Here is a 20,591-nt window from a genome sequence, read left to right as displayed (position 1 = left end):
TAGAAGAAAAGATGAAAGAGGCGAAGAGGATGATTATCGTTTATTTCAGCCTGGTGCTTGTTGTTGCGTCGATTGCTCTATTCATTGCGTCATCGGCGAAAACAGCAAAACAAATGAACGGATCGATGGGAAAAATAGCGAAAACAGCCGAGAAAATACGGGAGCAATCGGAGAAAATTGCTAAGGAAAAGTATCAGCTGACTCAGAATCTCTCCGCCATTCAGCTTGACTTTTTCAAGAAAAGGGAAAAGGTTCAGAAAGCGACGCAAAGCGTAAAAAAATCCGTTATTCTGACACAGGAAAATTTTTATAAGGCAAAAATCGCGATGAAAAACGAAAAAGCATGAGTGAAGCGGTTGATTCATTCATGCTTTTGTCGTTTCCGGATATGTCGGGCCTTCCCTGTTCAGCTTTAGGGTGGGACACCGGGACGGCACGCGTATCTGCGGGAAAACTCAAAATTGAAGAGGGGGGGCAGAAGTCTATTGAAAAGCAGACGGCAATCCGTGTCGGGATGGCTTTTTATTATGTTGCTGTCGGTGATTTTATTTCTGATCCTCGTTCTTGCGGTCCGCATGCCTGCCGTCCAGCAGGCGGACGACGAATGGGTCCGGTCTCTCGATCCGATTCGATCGGCTCCGATGATCGCTTTTTTTGCAAAATTGACCGATTTCGGAGCCAGCCGGGTGCTGATCCCTATCGTTGCAATCTGTACGGCTTTTCTGCTGTTTAAGAAACGCTATTCGTCCTCAATCATTTTACCGGCTGCCTATCTTGCAGAGCGGACACTGAACGACATCCTCAAAAACTGGATCATGAGGAACCGGCCGCCCTTCCCGCACCTGGTTGCGGAATCCGGATACAGTTTTCCGAGCGGCCATGCGATGAATGCGGTTTCTGTGTACGGACTCCTGATCCTGCTGATTGTTCCGCTCATCAGGTCCGGGCGCCTGAAGATGTTTTGGACTGCACTGTGTCTCGCAATGATTCTTTTGATCGGCTTCAGCAGGCCTTTTCTGCGCGTTCACTACTTCAGCGATATTCTCGCCGGCTATTGTGCAGGGGCTGCCGTTGTCGCAGCATGCGCGCTTGTACAGCTTATTATTCACCTCCCGGGAGAGCGCGGAAGGATTCGCTAGCCACCGGTCCAATCAAGGGAAACGGTGCATATCTTAATCATCGTAGAACTATAGCTTATATGATAGAATAAGGTCGAGAATCAGATATGAGGGAGACTGTTTTTATGGAAAAAAAAGGATATATACTCATGGACAGCGGCAAGAAAATTGAACTCGTTTTTTTCCCAGAGGATGCACCGAATACCGTCGCCAATTTTGAGAAACTGGCCAACTCCGGTTTCTACGACGGATTGACTTTTCACCGGGTGATTCCCGGATTCGTCAGCCAGGGAGGCGATCCGACGGGAACCGGGATGGGCAGTGCCGGGTATACCATAAAGTGCGAAACAGATGGAAATCCGCGTCAGCATGTCGCAGGTGCGCTGTCGATGGCTCACGCGGGCAGAGACACGGGCAGCTGCCAGTTTTTTATCGTTCACGCGCCGCAGCCGCATCTGGACGGCGTACATACGGTTTTTGGCCAGGTGACGAGCGGTCTTGAGACTGTTCTGGCTATGAAAAACGGAGATGTGATGTCGGAAGTCAGGGTTTGGGAAGAAGCGTAGTTTCAGAATAAGGGGGTACAGTAATGCCGCAAACAAACGTCGGACTGCAAATTCTGCCCTTTTCAAAGGAAAAGGACACTTATGCATTAGTCGATAAAGCGATAGAAGCCATTCAGCAGTCGGGTGTCCGCTATGAGGTTGACGCACTGGAGACCGTCATGGAAGGGGAGCTCGACGATCTGCTCGAAGTCGTCAAGAAGACGATTTATGCAACGGTCGCCGCAGGAGCGGACGAAGTGGCCGCCGAGGTAAAGATTCATTTCCGCCCTCAAGGAACATCGATTGAGGAAAAGGTCGGCAAGTATCGGAAGATTGAAAACGACCAAACAAAATAAGAATGAAAAAAAGATCTGCCGCCGGCAACTCTGTCGGGGGCAATTTTTTTCTGTATCTAAGGCCGATAATTTCTGAGTTTAGGGCGATTCTTCCACATCATGGTGTTCAGAGGAAAATATCGCCGTTCACGAACATATATCGCCGCTCGGCGGAAAATATCGCCGTTCGCGAACATATATCGCCGCTCAGAGGAAAATATCGCCGTTCACGAAAATATATCGCCGCTCAGCGGAAAATATCGCCGTTCACGAACATATATCGGCGCTCAGCGGAAAATATCGCCGTTCACGAACATATATCGGCGCTCAGCGGAAAATATCGCCGTTCACGAACATATATCGCCGCTCAGCGGAAAATATCGCCGTTCGTGAAAATATATCGCCGCTCAGCGGAAAATATCGCCGTTCGCGAACATATATCGCCGCTCAGCGAATTATATCGCTCTTCGTGAAAATATATCGCCGCTCGGCGGAAAATATCGCCGTTCGCGAACATATATCGCCGCTCAGCGGAAAATATCGCCGTTCACGAACATATATCGGCGCTCAGCGGAAAATATCGCCGTTCACGAACATATATCGCCGCTCAGCGAATTATATCGCTCTTCGTGAAAATATATCGCCGCTCGGCGGAAAATATCGCCGTTTGCGAAAATGTACGCCGCTCAGCGGAAAATATCGCCGTTCGCGAAAATATATCGCCGCTCAGCGGAAAATATCGCCGTTCGTGAAAATATATCGCCGCTCAGCGGAAAATATCGCCGTTCGCGAAAATATATCGCCGCTCAGCGAATTATATCGCTCTTCGCCGATAATCCGTGAGTATGGAGTGATTCTTCCGTATTTTTGGGCGATTCTCTCTGAGCTTAAGGCGGTGTAGAACTTTTCCATCACTTGTGTACCGGCCTTTCAACGATTCAGACAATAATTGATCATGAGCTAACGGAATAATCATTAAGAACAAATGTTCCTGATGTGATATAATGAAGTCAGATTTTTTCTTTGAAATTGCCTGATCCGGAGACGGTGGGAGGAGGAAAGATGATGTCCGTGCGCTTTATTCTGGGACGCCCGGGAACCGGGAAAACTACGGCCTGCATGGAAGAAGCCAGAACGTTGATTCGGGAAAATCCATCGGGTCCCCCGCTGATTTATCTCGTTCCCGACCATATGACATTCAGCATGGAATATGCTTTCGCCAAAACGGACGGCCTCGGGGGCATGACGCGACTGAATGTCTTCAGCATTTCCCGTCTTGCGTTCCGTGTTCTCCAGCATTCCGGCGGTATCACCCGATATCATTTAAATGAGACGGGGATTGCTATGCTGCTGCGGAAAATTGTTGAGCAGAACAAAGGTGAACTGCACCTTTTTAAAAAAGCAGCGGAACAGAGCGGCTTCTATAGTCTGCTCGGCGGCACGCTGGCTGAATTCAAACGATACTGTCTGACACCCGATCAGATCGCCGAACGGGCGGCATCACTTGACGGAGAGGCCGCCGATCATCTGCTTCTGAAAGACAAGCTTCATGATCTCTCGCTGGTTTATCGCTCATTCGAATGGGCGCTTGCCGGAAAATATGTCGACAGCGATGATTATCTAAGGCTGATGACCGAGAAGATTGCCGAAACGGATTTTCTGAAGAACGCCGAAATCTGGGTTGACGGTTTTCAGACGATGACACCCGAGGAACAGCGAGTTGTCGGAGAACTGATGGAAACGTCCAAGCGGGTGACGATTGTCCTCGGTATCGACAGAGTTTACGACCGTCTTCCCGACGAGTTTTCTGTATACCGGCATCCCGCCCGTCTCTTTCTCCGGCTGAAAGAGTACGCCGAGGATCAAAATCTTGAACTTGAACCTTTTGTGATCAAAACAGAAGTGCTGCGCGCGGAGACATCAGCGCTGAGGCACCTGACACGTTATTTCGATCAGCAGCACATCCGCGAATCCCAGAGTATGGAAGGACTCGAACTGACTGAAGCTGTGAACCGGCGCGAAGAAGTTGAACAGACAGCCAGGGACATTGTGGGACTCGCCCGCGACCGGGGCTTCCGGTTTCGCGATATGACCGTTCTCGTTCGCAATCTGGGAGACTATCGCGATCTGATTGCAACCATTTTTGCCGACTACGGCATCCCCGTTTTCATTGATCAGAAAAGGCCGATGCGCCACCATCCGCTCGTTGAACTGATCCGTTCCGCACTCGAAGCGATTCAGCAGAACTGGCGTTATGAGCCGGTTTTCCGATGCGTCAAAACCGACCTGCTGATCCCTCCCAGCAGCAGTCTTCCTGCGATGCGCGAGGCGATGAACGAGCTGGAAAACTATGTCATGGCCTACGGTATTTACGGCAAAAATAGATGGACGGCTGCCGATCCCTGGAGCTACAGAGTCTATCGCGGTCTGGAAGAGGATCAGCGGGAGCAGACCGAAAAAGAACGCGCTGCCCAGGACCGGATAAACCGCGTCCGCTTTCTCGTGGCCGAGCCGCTGGCTTCATTTGAGAGGGAACTTAAATCCGCGTCAACCGTGCGGGAAAAATGCACGGCTCTCTATGAATTTATGATGGAGCTAGCGATACCCGAAAAATTGGAAAGAATGGCCCGGGAGGCTGAAAGAGAGGAAAGACTGGCGGATGCGAAGGAGCACGGGCAAGTCTGGAATGCCGTTATGGACATGCTGGATCAGTGTGTTGAAGGCGCGGGTGAGGAAAACATTTCTCTTGAGCTTTTTTCAAAGATTATCGATACGGGCCTCGATACACTTGAGTTTGCGCTCGTTCCGCCGGCACTCGACCAGGTGCTGGTCGGAAGTATGGACAGGATGCGGTCGTCGGAACTGAAGGCTGTTTTTCTGATGGGCGTCAATGAAGGCGTGATTCCGGCGAAGCCTTCGGAACAGGGGCTGTTCTCCGACGAGGACCGGGGTATTCTCGAAGTTTCGGGCATGCATGTTGCCGACGGGGAGACCGGGCAGATGGCCGCGGAGAATGAGTTAATCTTCCGCGCGCTGTCTTTGCCGAAAGAGAGGCTATTTTTGTCTTTTCCGCTTGCTTCGGAAGACGGCGAATCTCTCAAACCGTCTCCGCTGATCGGCCGGGTGAAACGAATGTTTCCCGGCCTTTCTGCCAGGCTGTCGCCGGCGGAGCCGCGCTTGCTTCCGGAGGAGAAACAGATTGACTTTATCAATGTGCCCCGGAAAACGATCGGCTTTCTGGCCTCGCAGATCCGTGAATGGAAAAATGGGTATCGGATCGCCGGTCTCTGGTGGGACACTTATAACTGGGTTATAGAACAGGAGAAATGGGGGGAGGAGGCGCGCCACGTTCTGTCCGCACTTTTTTCGCGTAATGACGAACGGCTCAGCAAAGAAACAGCGCGCGCGCTTTATGGTGAAACGATTCAGGCGAGTGTATCCCGGATGGAGCAGTTCAATTCCTGCCCGTTTTCCCAGTTTGCCTCGTACGGCCTGAGACTTCGCGAGCGGGAGGTCTTTCAGCTTGCGGCTCCGGATATCGGCCAGCTTTTTCATATGGCCATCAAACGGATGACAGAACAGATCCTGCAAGCTCACCGGCAATGGAGCGATCTGTCGCCGGAAGACTGCGACAGGCTTGCCATGGAAACCGTATCATTTCTCGCTCCGAAACTGCAGCGCCAGATTCTGACCAGTTCGAGCCGCAACCATTATATGCAGCACAAGCTGGCACTGGTTGTCGCCCGCGTCGCCCGGGTTATGCGCCGCCATGCGCAGGCAAGCGGCTTTACACCGGTCAGTCTTGAACTTTCGTTCGGTCCCGGTCAGCCCATCCCCCCGCTGCAGTTTTCGCTTAAAAACGGATGCAGGATGGAGATCGTCGGACGGATCGACCGGGTGGATAAAGCGGAAGATCCGGATCACCGCCTGCTGCTGCGGATCATTGATTACAAATCCGGCAGCACGGATTTAAGCCTGGCCGATGTCTATTACGGACTGGCTCTCCAGATGCTGACCTATCTTGATGTCGTCCTCACTTATTCGAAACAGTGGCTCGGCGTTCAGGCCGAACCCGCAGGTGTACTCTATTTTCATGTGCACAACCCTTTCCTGCGCCTTTCGGATAAACTTGCGCCTGATGCGCTGGAAGATGAGCTTTATAAAAGTTTCAAGATGAAAGGGCTGCTTTCGGAAGATAAGGCCGCGCTTCGCCTTACAGACAATATTGCAGAGGGCGGGCATTCCGCGATTGCTCCATTCGGCCTCAAGAAAAACGGAGAATTCTATAAAGGATCTTCTGTCGCCGGAACCGAAGAATTTGATAGGTTAAGAAACCACACTAAAAATATGATGAAGCAGGTTGGGGACAGGATTACGGACGGCGATGTCCGGATTGCCCCTTACAGACTGAAGGATCGCGTTCCCTGCACCTATTGCCTTTACCGCCCCGTCTGCCAATTCGACCAGTCACAGCCGGGCAATGCGTTCCGTCAGCTGAAAAAGCTGCCCGATGATCAGATCCTTCTTATGTTGAAGGAAGAAAAGAGTGATCCGAATGATAATGAAGCCTGAAAACAGCCGCTGGACAGATCAGCAGTGGCGGGCAATCACTGAGCACGGGCATGATGTTCTTGTAGCCGCAGCAGCCGGTTCGGGGAAAACGGCGGTGCTTGTCGAGCGCATTATCCGCAAGATTACCAGCCATGAACGGCGGGTGAATATTGACGATCTGCTTGTTGTCACGTTTACCAAAGCGGCGGCGTCGGAAATGAGGGAGAGGATCGGGAATGCACTGGAGCAAGAGCTTTCCGCACATCCCGAGGATCTTTTCCTGCGCAGGCAGCAGGCGTTGCTCAGCAAGGCTTCAATCATGACGCTTCACGCTTTCTGTATGTCGGTCGTTAAAAAGTATTATTACTTTCTTGATCTTGATCCCGGTTTCCGGCTGCTTGACGAGACGGAGGCCGCTCTGCTAAGAGAAGAAGTGCTGGACGATGTCCTAGAGGAACGGTACGCCTCGGATGATTCCGGGTTTTACAGACTGGCGGATCAGTATTCGGATGACCGGAGCGACGATACCCTCCGCCGGCTGATTGTCAGGCTGTATGATTTTTCGCGCAGCAACCCCTGGCCGGACGAATGGCTGGACCAGATGGTGAAAGCCTATCAGCTCGGAAACGATGCATCAATTGATGATTTTGAATGGATTGAAGTTTTGAAGAAAACGCTGAATCAGTATATTTCGGCTGCCATCGCGGCGCTTGAGGAGGCAAGGCGCCTCTGCGAAGATCCTGGCGGCCCGGCGGTTTATGCGGGAACACTAGACCAGGATATTTCCGGACTTCAGAAATTAGCTGCGCAAACCGGGTCGGACTGGGAAACGCTTCGTGCTTCCTTCTTAGAGGCTGCTTTCGGAAGAATGCCTGCGTGCAGAAGCGATGACGTTGATGAAGGGCTTAAGGATCAGGTAAAAAAAATACGCGACAAAGTGAAAAAGAGAGTCGCCGATCTTCAGCAGCAATGGTTTGTCCGGACATCCGCAGAAAGTCTTCAGGATCTGAGAGACATGGCTCCGTCTGTTGCACTTTTGCGGGCGCTCGTCAAAGATTTCTCGGCCCGTTTCAAAAAAGAAAAACGAAGGAAGGGGCTGCTCGATTTTTCGGATCTGGAACACGAATGTCTGACCATTCTGCGCCGGGAAGGATCCTATCCCGGAAATGAGGAACCCTCTGTTGTTGCGGAACAGTACCGCGCTCGTTTTGAAGAAGTTCTGGTGGACGAGTATCAGGATACAAACCGCGTTCAGGAATCGATTATACAGCTGATCACAAAGGACAGTGAGCGGGGCGGGAACCTGTTTATGGTCGGCGATGTGAAGCAGAGCATTTACGGTTTCCGCCTGGCTGAACCCGGACTTTTTATTGAAAAATACAAGCGGTTTTCCGATCATGATTCGGATGGACTAAAGATCGATCTGTCCAGCAATTTTCGCAGCCGCCCGGAAGTGATTCACGGGACCAACTTTCTGTTCCGGCAGACCATGGATGAAACGATAGGCGGAGTGGACTATGATTCCAATGCCGAACTGCGTTATGGAGCAGCCTATCCCTTTGAAGAGAGGCCTGCCGATCTTGAACTCATTAACCGCGCGGATCACGGGGAGGAAAATAACGGGGCGGATCAGGACGACTTCGACGCGACCGAACTTGAAGCTGCGGCAATCGCCGACCGGATCAAAGCCATGATCGGAGACGGTTCCGGTCCTGCATTTCAGGTTTACGATCGCCCCTCCGGACAAATGCGGGCCGTCCGCTATCGCGATATCGCGGTTCTGATGCGGTCGGCGAACACTTCGGCCGCTGTCATGAAAGATGTTCTCGGACAGTGCGGGATTCCGGCCTATGCCGAGCTTTCCAAGGGCTATTTTGACACGGTGGAAGTTTCCATTATGCTGTCTCTTCTCCAAGTGATCGACAATCCCTATCAGGATATTCCGCTTGCAGCTGTGCTCCGGTCTCCGATCGTCGGCCTTGGCGGCGACGCGCTCGCCCGGATACGCATGACGGAAAGGGAATCTGCTTATTACGCGGCTGCTAAGCGCTATGTTGAAGATAACCGGGATTCTCTCGCGGATACCCTGGCCGGTTTTCTGGAGCAGCTTTCGGCATGGAAAAGCATGTCGGTCAGCCGCCCGGTTTCCGAACTGATCTGGCAGATCTATCGGGACACCGGTTATTATGATTACGTTGGAGGCCTGGCGGGAGGAACGCAGCGCCAGGCCAATCTCAAAGCTTTTTATGACCGGGCGGGACAATATGAAAAAACGTCTTTCCGCGGCTTGTTCCGTTTCCTGAGGTTCATTACACGCCTGCGGGAGAGCGGCGGTGATTTGGGCGAGGCGCGCGCGCTTAGCGAGCAGGAAGACGTGGTCAGAATCATGACGATTCATAAGAGCAAGGGGCTTGAATTCCCCGTTGTTTTTGTGGCCGGAATTAATAAAAAATTTAATTTAAAGGACACGGCGGCCCCCGCGCTGCTGCATAAAACACTTGGTTTCGGATCGCGCTGGATTGACCCGGACCGGCGCCAGAGCGTACCCACCCTGCTTTTTCTTGCGATTCGAGAACAGATGAGAGCCGATGCCCTCGCCGAGGAAATGCGCATCCTGTACGTCGCGGTCACGAGAGCCAGAGAAAAATTGATTCTTGTCGGCGCTGTCCGCGATGCGGACAAACAGGCGAATCAATGGGCTGCGGCTCTGCACTGCCGCGGCTGGCTGCTGCCGGAATACGTCCGCAGCCCTGCTTCCTCATTCCTTGACTGGATCGGCCCATGCGTGATCCGTCATCAGTCGGCGGAGGTGCTTCACGAACTGGCAGGTGAAACTCCGGACAGATCGGCGGTTTCCCGCGACCGTTCTTCGTGGACGATCAGCATGATCGCGGGAGGCCGGCTGGCCGCTGATCGGACGGCAGAATTGAAGGCGGACCGGGCCCGGCTGGAGCGCGTGAAACAGGGGCAGAAGGTGGAATCGCACTCGGATATGCGTGACGAGGTCGAGCGCCGGCTCGGCTGGACCTATCCGCAGCGCGGGGCCACGGTTTACATGGCAAAGCAGACCGTTACCGAGATCAAGTCGCAGCAGGAGTATTTCAGCGGCGGCCAGGATGACCGGCTGCTCGCCGGCCGTCTTCAGACGATCGGGGGCGAACGTCCGCGTTTTCTGCAGAAGGGCACGCTGTCGCCCGCAGAGCGCGGAACGGCGCTGCACGTTCTGATGCAGCATCTGGATCTTGGAATGGCGACGGATGAGGAAGGTATCAAATTACAGGGGCTTGGGCTTGTTGAAAAAGAACTACTGACCCCCGAGCAGGCAAAAAGTCTGAATTATACTGCAGTGGCCCGGTTTTTTCTGTCTCCGATCGGCAGGAAAATGAAAAACGCGGAAAAAGTGATACGGGAATGCCCGTTCAGTCTTGTTCTTGAAGCGGACAAGGTATATCCATCCTGGGAGCAGACGGATCAGGAAGGGAAAGAGCAGGTGCTGGTTCAGGGTGTTATCGACTGTATCATTGAAGACGGCGGAGAATTGACGCTTCTTGATTATAAAACCGACCGGCTGTCTCCGCATTTTTCTGACGAAAGTTTAGCTGGGGAGGAACTGAAGAGACGCTATCATGTGCAGCTGGATCTTTACCGGCAGGCGATAGAAAAGATCTGGAGGCGCCCGGTCGCACAGGTCGGACTTTATGCTTTTGACGGCGGATATTTTGTGGATCTCTCGATAGAACGGAGGAAGAGTGTATGAGACTCCTGCATACGGCGGACTGGCATCTCGGCCGAACGCTTGAGGGGCGATCGCGCGAAGACGAACAGGAAGCGGTGATGGACGAGATTTGCAAGATCGCGGACGAGGAACAGATCGACGCTGTCCTGATGGCCGGAGACGTGTTCGATACGGTGAATCCTCCCGCCGTTTCTGAAGCACTTTTCTATGAAACCGCGGAACGACTGGCAAAAGGCGGAGAAAGACCGCTCATTGTTATTGCCGGCAATCATGACAGCCCCGACCGGCTGGAAGCTTCGCGCCCGCTCGCCGGTAAAAGGGGAATTAAGATAGTCGGCCGCCCGGTCACGGCTCCGATTTCCTTACCCATTGCCCGGACAGGTGAACGGCTCGCGGTCAGTGCAATCCCGTATCCTTCCGAGTCAAGACTGAATGAATGCCTGAGCGAGATGAACGAGGAAAAAGCGATTCAGGAAGCCTATAATGATCGGCTGGCCCTACTTTTTCACGAACACGCACGATTTTTTTCCCGAAATACAGTCAATGTGCTGATGACGCATGTATTCGCCGCGGGAGGCAGGGAATCCGATTCCGAGCGGCCTGTACAGGTCGGCGGAGCTTATACGGTTTATCCCTCATCATTTCCCGGCTCGGCTCAATACGTGGCGCTGGGGCATCTGCACCGCCCGCAGACGATGGAAAAGTCGTCGGTATTAACACGCTACGCGGGGTCGCCGCTCGCCTACAGTTTTTCTGAATCGGATCAGCCCAAATCGGTGACCGTGATTGATGTGGAGCCGGGGAAAGAGGCATCCGTCGAAACCGTCAGGCTCTCGGCGGGCCGGCCGCTCGTCCGCTGGCGTGCGGAAAACGGGCTTGAAGAGGTTCTGAGCTGGCTCGGAGAGGGGCGCGACAAGGACGCCTGGATTGATCTCGAAATCCGCCTGAGTGAGGCCTTGAACATGCATGAGATACAGGCGCTGCGCAAGAAGAACGATCACTTTGTCGGCATCCGGCCGATCTATGGCAGCCTTCCCGAAGAAGAGAGCGGAATCAGGCGGTCAAATCTGCCGATTGATCAGCTGTTTATCCGTTTTTATAAAGATCAGACGGAAGGAGCGGAACCGGGCCCGGAATTGGTTCAGCTTTTTTTGAAAATGATTGAGGAAGATGAGGCGGAGAAGGAAGCCGCAGCGGGGAGTGATGATCATGAAACCGGTTGAACTGACACTTCAAGGATTGAACAGTTTCCGCGACGTTCAGCATGTTGATTTTGAATCCTTGTGCGCCGACGGCATCTTTGGGATTTTCGGCCCGACCGGAAGCGGAAAATCGACGATTCTGGACGCCATCACACTGGCGTTATATGGCACGGTTGAGCGCGCCGCCAACCATACACAGGGCATACTCAATCAGTTGGAAGACCAGCTTTCCGTAGGTTTCACGTTTGAATTGGCGGGACAGAAAAAAACGCGCTACCGCGCCGAAAGAACCTATAAACGGAAAAAAGACGGCGGAATGAGGACGAGCAGCTGCCGATTGATGAAACTGGGCGAAAAAACGGAGGTTCTGGCGGATAAAGAACGCGATCTCACATGGAAGATTCAGGAGATACTCGGACTGACACATGATGATTTTACCCGGGCCGTCGTATTGCCTCAAGGCAAGTTCTCAGAATTTCTGTCGTTAAAAGGAAACGACAGACGCCAGATGCTGCAGCGGCTGTTCCATTTGGAGAAGTACGGAGACGAGCTGACGGCGAGGCTGAAAAGGCACGCCGACGCGGCAAAACAGCGGCTGACCCTGATTTCGGAAAAAGAAGCCGTGCTGGGCGATGCCTCGAAAGAAGCGGTTGAGACGCTGCGTGAACGATTGCGGCAAGTCACCGATGAGCTTGCCGGGAAGAGAACCGCGCTTGAAAAATCACTGCTCGAACGGGACAGAGTCAAACAGGTGTGGGATTTTCAGGAGGAAAAAAGAGCCAAAACAGCGGCATTGCAGGCACTTCTTGAAAAGCAGCCGGCCATTGAGAAAGAAAGACGGCTGCTGGAACTGGATGACGCCGCAGAAAAAATATTGCCCTACCTTGAGGCACTGATTGCATCTGAAAAAGAATATCAGAACGCAAATGACGTCTTTACCCAGACGGAAAAACGTTTTGCGGCTTCCGGAACAGCCGAGGAGTCAAAGAGGAGGGTACACGAAGAAGCAAAGAAAGTTGAGGAAGAACGCGGCCCGCTTCTTTCCGAGCACAAGCAGCAGCTTGTTCAGGGGCTCGGCTTGCAGCAGCAGCTTAGCCGGGTTCGAAGGGAAATGGCCGCCGATGCGGCTTCGCTGGCAAAACTTGATCACGAAATTAGGAGCTGCCGACAATCGGGCGATAAGGAGAAGCAGCGCAAGGAGGAACTTTTAAAGAAACTGGAACAGCTGGAGAAGTCCCTTCAGAAGCTTGAAATTTCCAGTGGCCGCAGAGCCGCCATTCGTAAGGCACTAGACGAGAAAGCCGCTATCGATCTGATCGATTCCCATTTGAAGGAAAAAAGAAAAGAATGGACCGAGAATCAGAAAGCATGGCTGGAATGCAGCGATGAACGGGATCGCCTCAGCAGAAACAGGCAGCTGCTCGATGAAAAAAGCGGGCAACTGTTTAAACGTTATCAGGCTGTTTATAATCAGGCAGCCGTGATCAGCGAGCGCATCAGGATGGCCCGCGCCTATCTGAAAGCGAGGAGAGAAGAGGCGGAAAAGGAGCAGGAGACAGTTTTCAGAAAGCGGTTGTCCCTCAATCTGGCTACGGAGCTGAAGGACGGAGAGGCGTGCCCGGTCTGCGGAGCGGTGCATCATCCGCATCCGGCGGAGGCCGGAAAGTATCCTTCTGAGGAAGCGATCAGTCAAACGATTCGTTTTTATCAAAAAGCCGACGATTCTTTGATTCTGCAGCAGCAGGAGATCAAAATATGCCTCAATCAGCTGGAACAACAGTCTGGGACATTCACAGCCTTATTTTCTGAAGCTCTGCGTGCAGAATTCCCTGACGGTGTTTCGGAGGCCGCTGAATTTGTCAACTGGGAAAAAGCCGGTTTCAAGCCGGTTCTGGAAGAGACGGAGCTCGCGGTCAGAGAAGAAAAACAAGATGTGCTGAGCCTTGGTGAGGCATTTGACCGTTTGTCGGACGAAGCGCGGCAAATGGAGGCGGATCGTCTTTCCCTGGAATCACAGCTTAATTTTTACGGTAAGAAAAAGAAGAGGATACAGAGCGCGGCACTGGTACGGAAAAAAGAAATGGAAGACCGCATGAAAAACTGGCCCGATGAATTCCCGCCCATTGATGCAATTCAGAATACATACAGAAAGGTACAGGAAGCGGATCAGAAAGCTGAAAAGATCAGAACGGAGATCGCTCAGGCAAGGCAAGAACTCAATCTGATTGAGCAGAGACTGGCTGGAAAGGAGGAGAAAAGCCGCGGGCTTGAGGCGAATTGGAATGAAATCAAAGGCAGAATGGATGCATCTGAACAATCGTGCACGCGCGATGTCGCTGCCTTAAAGGCTCTTAACCTGGCGGAGAACGACCCGATAGAAGACAACTTGTCCAAGCTGAATCAGGTCATCGAACAAATGAAAAGAAATCGTGAAAACAGCTACCGGGAATGGCAGCAAGCGCTCACCGTCCACATCGAGGCAGACAAGCGTTTTAATAATGCTTCGGACAGAAAAGAGAGGGCGGAAAGGTCCAAAGGGGAGGCCGAAGAAAGATGGGCCGGCCGGATATCACGTTCAAGTTTTGAAAAAAGGGAAGAAGTGCTTGCCGCTCATCTTCCGGAAGAGACGCGGGCAGCGTTTGACGGGGAGATTGCCGCATTTGAAAAAGAGAAAGCAAGACTTGTTTCAGATCTGCAGTCACTCTCGGAAAAGCTGATGGGCAGGTCAGTGGACAGGGAAAAGCTGGATGAAGTGGAAAAGCGCTGCAACTGTCTGAAAAGAGAGGTTCAGACGCTGAGCGAGCGTTACGGAGCGGACGCCAAGGAGCTGGAAGGCTTGGAAGAGAAGCATGTCCTTTTTAAACAACTTGAATCCGATCGTAAACGAACGCAGCAAGCGTCCGATCAGTTTGAAAAATTGCAGCGCGTTTTCCGTGGCAATGCATTTGTCGAATTCGTGGCTGAGGAGCAGATGCAGCAGGTTTGTCTGGCCGCATCGAAGCGGCTGGGGGATCTGACGCGCGGCCGGTACGCGCTTGAAGTGGATGGATCGGGCGGATTCCGTATCCGGGACGACGGCAATGGAGGAGTCCGGCGGCCGGTTTCCTCACTTTCTGGAGGCGAAACGTTTCTGACCTCGCTCGCGCTTGCATTATCGCTTTCGGAACAGATCCAGCTGCGAGGCAATGTGCCTCTGCAGTTCTTCTTTCTTGACGAAGGCTTCGGAACCCTCGATCCTGATCTTCTGGATACAGTGGTGACCGCTCTCGAAAAATTGCACATGCGCCGGCTTTCTATCGGTGTGATCAGCCACGTGCCCGAGATGCGGGAACGGCTGCCGCGAAGGCTGATTGTCGAACCGGCGCTGCCTTCTGGAAAAGGAAGCCGGGTCAGAATGGAAGTTTTGTAACGAAAAAGGTTCGGTAAATCGGGATCCCGCCGGAACAGGGCGAATCCGAGCCAAAAAGGAGCGATTGTTCGAAAACTGAGGGCGATTTGCTTCTCATTTGAGGCGATAGCTACACTTTTCCGGGCGATTAACACCTGACAGGGCGATACTCTGCCGGAACAGGGCGAATCCGGGCCAAAAAGGAGCGATTGACCGAAAACTGAGGGCGATTTGCTTCTCATTTGAGGCGATAGCCACATTTTTCCGGACGATTTACACTTCTTTCAGAGCGAGTAACTTCAGGCATCTGTGATACATCGTTCTTTATAGTATTTTGTTAAACTATAACTCGTTATTTATTGAATCGTCCTGTAAAATGTCTGTTAGGAATAATTTTATTTAGAATCTAAGTTGTTTCATTCACAACGCTCTATTTATGGTATCTTTATAGATTTTTTTCTTTAATAGCTGACAGGAAGTTATGATCTTTTACAATTTGTTCATTTCCAGTTCATTCTGGCTCTCTATAATATTTGTGATTTTAAATATGACTTTATAAACTACGCCGAAAGTCTTATGGAGCAGTACACCTGCAGATTGTTCCGCAACCACAGGGTCTGAGCTTAGTATAGAGTCAGAAAGGAGGCTAACGGAACAGGAATTGATAGTCCTGAAAAATGCATACAAGAATGAATGAAAAAAATAATTAAGTGGAGTGGATTATGTGAAAAAAATCATTTCTTTTTCGATGCATAACAAACTGGCTGTCTGGCTGCTGACACTGATTGTGATCGTCGGCGGTATCTACGCTGGCGCGAGTATGAAGATGGAAACCATGCCGAACTTCAACATTCCGGTAGTCAGTGTCTCGACGATTTATAACGGAGCGACGCCTGATGAAATCGACAGCAGCATTACCCAGCCGATCGAGCAAAAGCTTCGGTCACTGCCGGGAGTCCAGAATGTCAGCTCCACATCGGCGACAGGGATGTCTTCAGTCGTCGTAGAATATGGCTACAACCAGGATATGAATCAGGCCGTCAACGACATCAAAGGAGTCGTCGATCAGCTCACTCTTCCTTCCCAGGCACAGAAGCCCAATGTCATGAAAATCAGTATGAACGCCATGCCTGTTTACAGCTTAAGCATTACCGGAAAAGGGCAGTCGCTGGACCAGCTGACTAGTAAAGTGCAAAATGATCTGCTCCCTGCTGTTGAGAGTGTGAGCGGTGTCTCCTCTGTCACGCTGTCCGGACAGCAGACTGAAGATGTTCAGATCTCTTTTAACGCGGATCAGTTAAAAAAATACGGACTCAATCAGGATACAGTTGTCAACCTGATTAAGGGAAATACTATCTCAACACCGCTTGGCTTGTACACCATCAATAAATCCCAGAAATCGGTCGTTGTCAGCGGCAACATCCAATCGGTCAATGACCTTAAGAATATCAGAATACCGGTTGTGCCCCAGGGCGCGTCCTCCTTGCAGGGAGTGGCCGGAAGCTCCGGTCAGGCCGGCGCGGGATCAGCGTCTATGCAAGGAACCGGGATCCGGTCGGGCACATCGGGTGTTCAGGGCAGCAGCCGGTCCCTGGGTGCGGGGCAAAGCGCCGCGGTTCAGGCACAGCAAATACCGACCGTCCGGCTCTCGGATGTTGCCGACGTAACGTATGAGAAGAAGGCAGAGTCCATCTCCCGGACGAACGGAAAACAGTCCATTGGTTTGTCGATCGTCAAGGGTCAGGATGCAAACACGGTGGACGTTGTTAACGGAGTCAAAGATCAAGTTGCCAAGTTTGAAAAGAATAATACCGGCATTCAGGCCGTTGCCATGTATGATCAGGGGCAGCCGATCCAGCAGTCGGTCAGCACAATGCTGGAAAAGGCGATTTACGGTGCCGTCTTTGCGATGCTTGTGATCCTGCTCTTCCTTAGAAATATAAGGACAACCTTGATTTCTGTTGTCTCGATTCCTCTTTCGCTGCTTATTGCCCTGCTCGTTCTGAAACAAATGAACGTGACGCTTAATGTCATGACGCTGGGCGCAATGACCATTGCCATAGGGCGTGTCGTCGACGATTCCATTGTCGTCATCGAAAACATTTACCGAAGAATGTCGCTGTCCACAGAAAAACTGAGCGGCATGGCCCTGATCAGGGAAGCCGCTCACGAAATGTTCATTCCGATCATGTCGTCGACCATCGTGACCATTGCCGTCTTCCTGCCGATGGCCACGGTCAGCGGAGTCATTGGGCAGATCTTCCTGCCATTTGCCTTAACCATCGTCTTTTCTTTGCTCGCTTCGCTGCTTGTCGCGATCACGATTGTGCCGATGCTGGCAGACAGTATGTTTAAAAGGGGTCTGAAGAAGAAAACGCATAGTGAAGAAAACCCGGGCAAACTCGCTTCTTTTTATCGCAGGCTTCTGAACGGCGCACTTAATCACAAAATGATCGTCTTTGGATCGGCCGTTGTCCTTTTTATTGCCAGCTTGTTCCTTGTTCCGCATATCGGCGCAAGCTTCCTGCCGAACGATTCGCAGAAACAAATGATCATCTCGTACAATCCGAATCCGGGCCAGACCGTTGCAGATACGGAAAAGGCAGCCCTCAAAGCTGAAAAATATCTGCAATCCAATAAGAATATGACAAAAATGCAGTACTCGATCGGCGGATCCAGTTCGACCGCCATGTTCCAGTCTTCGGCTAATCAGGCACTCTTCTTCACCTCTTACAAAAACAGTACGCCGGACTTTGCAAAGCTTCAGGAAAAAACACTCCAGGACCTGAAAAAGGTTTCGAATCAGGGTGACTGGCAGTTGCAGAATTTCGGTTCCGGCGGATCCAGTACCAGCACGCTGACGCTGTACGTGTACGGAAATTCGATGAACGATCTGCGCCCTGTAGTCAATAACCTGGTAGACCTTGTCGCACAGGACAGCAATTTTTCCCAGGCCGGATCCAGCCTATCCAAGTCCTATGATCAATATACGATCGCTGCCGATCAGGCGAAACTGGGACAATACGGTATTTCCGCGGGCCAGATCGCACAGACGCTGATGCAGTCGAGCAGTATAGCGAATAATCAGGCGCTGACGTCGATCAAGCGGCCTTCCGGAAGCGATCTGAATGTTTATTTAAAAACCGCCAGCGATTCCGGTATCAACAGTATCGGTGATCTGACGAATCAGACCATTGCGTCGCCCACTGGAAATCAAGTCAAGATAAGCGATATTGCCGGTGTCCAGAAAGGGCAGTCGCCGCAATCGATCACAAAGCGTGACGGTAAGCTGTATGCGCAGGTGACAGCAAACGTGACAGCGAAAAATGTATCCGCAGCAACGGCAGAGCTGCAGAAGAAGATTAACAAAATGCACCTTCCGACCGGAACGAGCGTCTCATTTTCCGGTGTGTCGCAGCAGATGAACGATTCGTTCAGTCAGCTTGGCATGGCGATGCTTGCCGCCATCATTATTGTCTATTTTGTCCTCGTGTTGACCTTTGGCGGGGGCCTGGCACCGCTCGCCATTCTCTTTTCGCTTCCGTTCGCGATTATCGGAAGTCTGGTAGCCCTGCTGATCAGCGGCGACACGATCAGCGTTTCGTCCATGATCGGCGCGCTCATGCTGATTGGTATCGTCATCACGAACGCAGTCGTGCTTATCCACCGGGTTATCCATAAAGAAAAAGAAGGGCTAGACACAAGAGAGGCCATTCTCGAAGCCGCCGGGACGCGAATCCGGCCGATCCTGATGACGGCAATCGCGACAATCTTCGCACTGCTGCCGCTCGCGTTCGGCATGGAGGGGAGCGGCGGCCTGATTTCGAAGGGCCTGGCCGTTACTGTCATTGGCGGCATTACCAGCTCGACGATCCTGACACTCGTTATTGTTCCGATCGTTTATGAAACATTGATGAAATTCCGCGGCAGAAAAAGAAATAGAAGAGAGGAAGCTGCCGAATAATTAAAGATTGTTAAAAAGACCGTTTCGAAAGAATCCTTTTCGAAGCGGTCTTTTTCTCGCTCTGATAAAGCCTGTTATGCTCAGGTTTGATCGGAAATTTTGTGTGACAGGCATTGATTGGATACTTTTAACTGCTGATCCAGCTTTTCGAGTGCTGCCTGAACGGCCGTCCTGTCCTTGTTTTTTACGGCAGATTTCAACTGTCTGAAAACGCCGTGCATGCCCTTTTGTTTTCCGTGAAGCGCAGCCAGTTCTTTCTGAGCCTGATGCTTGGAAATTTTTCCTTCTTCGAACTGTTTATGAATGCTCTCGATCTTCTGTTTATTTTCCTGATCGAAGCCGCTTTTCTGGCATTCCGCTTTATGTTTCTGATAGGCAGGTGTCTTTTTCCATTCATTCAACAGTTGCTCGCGGACAGCGAGATCTTTTTTCAGCCGGGTGTTCAGGTCAGGAGAGGCATAATCATCAATGACCTGGATCAGCCATTTTTGCCGATCCGTTTTCAGATGGGCATCTTGGCCGTGCGCCGCCGCAGCCGGGGGACATGAAGCCGCATTTGCCGCCGACGGGATAAAAATAGAGACCGCCAGGCACGGTATGACGAATAAAGAGAGAAATTTCATCTAAAGCCCTCCTGCTTGCATTCTGAATTCTAATGATAGCTTTGACGGAAACGTGTTAAAATATCCTTTTGAGGAAAGTATTCTTTATCCTGAAACAGCCGGAAATTCGATTGAGCATTTTTCTGCAATGTGGTAATTTGTAAGTGATAAGAATAGAGACCCGCTTATTTTGCTAATGAGCGAAAATGCGGAGTGCTGTTATCAGGTTAATTTTCTAAAATACGATTTGAAAAAAGTAATGTGAAGGAAGGTTTGCATGGCTGTCTATCAGGAAATCAAGGTGCTTACGATTGTTGTGATCGGCGCATTTCTTAACGCCGTTTCGCTGAACCTGTTTTTAATTCCGGCTAAAGTCCTTTCGGGAGGCGTAACGGGTATTGCTCAGCTGATTTCCGCGCTGCTTCAGCCGACGGCGATCCATGTCAGTACCGGGCTTTTGCTCCTGCTGATGAACATCCCTGTTGCTTGGGTAGGATGGATAAAGGTCGGGCACCGGTTCACGCTGTACAGTGTCATCAGTGTCGCGCTGACGACCTTTTTCATGGCTATCGTTCCAGTGTATCCGCTAACCGGCGATATTCTGCTGAACGCAGTCTTCGGGGGTGTGGTTCAGGCGACCGGGGTCGGCCTGACACTTAAATTCGGCGCTTCAACCGGCGGGATGGACATCGTCGCAATGATCCTTTCGCGTGCGAAGGATCGTCCCATCGGCGTGTACATGTTCGGACTCAACGCATTAATCATCCTCTCCGCGGGTTTCTTTTTTGGCTGGCGCAGGGCGCTGTACACGCTTCTTCAGTTGTATGTGAGTACCCGGGTGATTGATGCGATTCATACACGTTATGTCAAACTGACCGCTTGGGTTGTGACCAATAAGGCCAAAGAGGTACAGCAGGCGATTTATGCCGCTCTTGAACGCGGCATCACGCGCATTCCGGCGAAAGGTGGTTTCACCAATCAGGATAAAGAAGTTTTGATGATCGTGATCACACGCTATGAGCTTTATGATTTAAAACGTGTCATCAGGATGGCTGATCCACTGGCGTTCACCAATGTTGTTGAAACTGCGGCGGTTTACGGTCTGTTCAGAAAAGATAAATAGGCCGATCATTTATCGATGATGATAAGG

At 51.6% G+C, this 20,591-nt stretch carries 13 protein-coding genes; 12 read left to right on the top strand and 1 reads right to left on the bottom strand.

The window, feature by feature from the left end; genetic code table 11:
• Nucleotides 1-29 precede the first annotated feature (29 nt).
• The 11 genes from IEX81_RS03975 (at nt 30) to IEX81_RS03925 (ending at nt 18,839) form a co-directional block, all read left to right on the top strand.
• Nucleotides 30-347 carry a hypothetical protein gene (locus IEX81_RS03975; RefSeq protein ID WP_188801760.1) on the top strand — a complete coding sequence of 106 codons (318 nt, stop codon included), beginning with the start codon at nt 30-32 and terminating at the stop codon, nt 345-347.
• 138 nt (nt 348-485) lie between these two features.
• Complete coding sequence (locus IEX81_RS03970) at nt 486-1,139, top strand: phosphatase PAP2 family protein (RefSeq protein ID WP_229727454.1); 654 nt, start codon at nt 486-488, stop codon at nt 1,137-1,139.
• A gap of 104 nt (nt 1,140-1,243) precedes the next feature.
• Nucleotides 1,244-1,684, top strand: a complete 441-nt coding sequence (locus IEX81_RS03965; RefSeq protein ID WP_188801759.1) for a peptidylprolyl isomerase — start codon at nt 1,244-1,246, stop codon at nt 1,682-1,684.
• Nucleotides 1,685-1,707: 23 nt separating this feature from the next.
• Nucleotides 1,708-2,019 (top strand): thiamine-binding protein, encoded by a 312-nt coding sequence (locus IEX81_RS03960; RefSeq protein WP_188801758.1) that lies wholly within the window; start codon nt 1,708-1,710, stop codon nt 2,017-2,019.
• 2 nt (nt 2,020-2,021) lie between these two features.
• Nucleotides 2,022-2,471, top strand: a complete 450-nt coding sequence (locus IEX81_RS03955) for a hypothetical protein (protein WP_188801757.1) — start codon at nt 2,022-2,024, stop codon at nt 2,469-2,471.
• Nucleotides 2,468-2,899 carry a hypothetical protein gene (locus tag IEX81_RS03950; RefSeq protein WP_188801756.1) on the top strand — a complete coding sequence of 144 codons (432 nt, stop codon included), beginning with the start codon at nt 2,468-2,470 and terminating at the stop codon, nt 2,897-2,899. Before IEX81_RS03955 ends, IEX81_RS03950 begins: the two co-directional genes overlap by 4 nt.
• Before the next feature lie 164 nt (nt 2,900-3,063).
• The gene (gene addB, locus IEX81_RS03945; protein ID WP_188801755.1) at nt 3,064-6,570 is read left to right on the top strand and encodes a helicase-exonuclease AddAB subunit AddB; all 3,507 of its coding nucleotides are present in this window, start codon (nt 3,064-3,066) and stop codon (nt 6,568-6,570) included.
• Nucleotides 6,554-10,306: a helicase-exonuclease AddAB subunit AddA gene (addA, locus tag IEX81_RS03940; RefSeq protein WP_188801754.1), complete on the top strand. Its 3,753-nt coding sequence runs from the start codon at nt 6,554-6,556 to the stop codon at nt 10,304-10,306. The genes addB and addA overlap by 17 nt, the downstream gene beginning before the upstream one ends.
• A complete protein-coding gene (locus IEX81_RS03935) occupies nt 10,303-11,508 on the top strand; it encodes an exonuclease SbcCD subunit D (protein WP_188801753.1) in 1,206 nt (401 codons plus the stop codon). The genes addA and IEX81_RS03935 overlap by 4 nt, the downstream gene beginning before the upstream one ends.
• The gene (locus IEX81_RS03930; RefSeq protein WP_188801752.1) at nt 11,495-14,896 is read left to right on the top strand and encodes an AAA family ATPase; all 3,402 of its coding nucleotides are present in this window, start codon (nt 11,495-11,497) and stop codon (nt 14,894-14,896) included. Before IEX81_RS03935 ends, IEX81_RS03930 begins: the two co-directional genes overlap by 14 nt.
• A gap of 703 nt (nt 14,897-15,599) precedes the next feature.
• Nucleotides 15,600-18,839, top strand: a complete 3,240-nt coding sequence (locus IEX81_RS03925) for an efflux RND transporter permease subunit (protein ID WP_188801751.1) — start codon at nt 15,600-15,602, stop codon at nt 18,837-18,839.
• Nucleotides 18,840-18,919: 80 nt separating this feature from the next.
• On the opposite strand, the gene IEX81_RS03920 is transcribed toward IEX81_RS03925, so the two are convergent.
• Nucleotides 18,920-19,462 (bottom strand): hypothetical protein, encoded by a 543-nt coding sequence (locus IEX81_RS03920; RefSeq protein WP_188801750.1) that lies wholly within the window; start codon nt 19,460-19,462, stop codon nt 18,920-18,922.
• A 256-nt stretch (nt 19,463-19,718) separates the two neighbouring features.
• Between IEX81_RS03920 and IEX81_RS03915 the strand changes: the two genes are divergently transcribed.
• Nucleotides 19,719-20,564 (top strand): YitT family protein, encoded by an 846-nt coding sequence (locus tag IEX81_RS03915; protein ID WP_188801749.1) that lies wholly within the window; start codon nt 19,719-19,721, stop codon nt 20,562-20,564.
• Nucleotides 20,565-20,591: the final 27 nt, after the last annotated feature.

It is taken from the genome of Sporolactobacillus putidus, assembly GCF_014647035.1.
In the GTDB taxonomy this organism is placed as follows: Bacteria; Bacillota; Bacilli; order Bacillales; family Sporolactobacillaceae; genus Sporolactobacillus; species Sporolactobacillus putidus.
The sequence above is the reverse complement of the archived record's forward strand: the minus strand, read 5'-3'. Positions and strand labels throughout refer to the sequence as shown.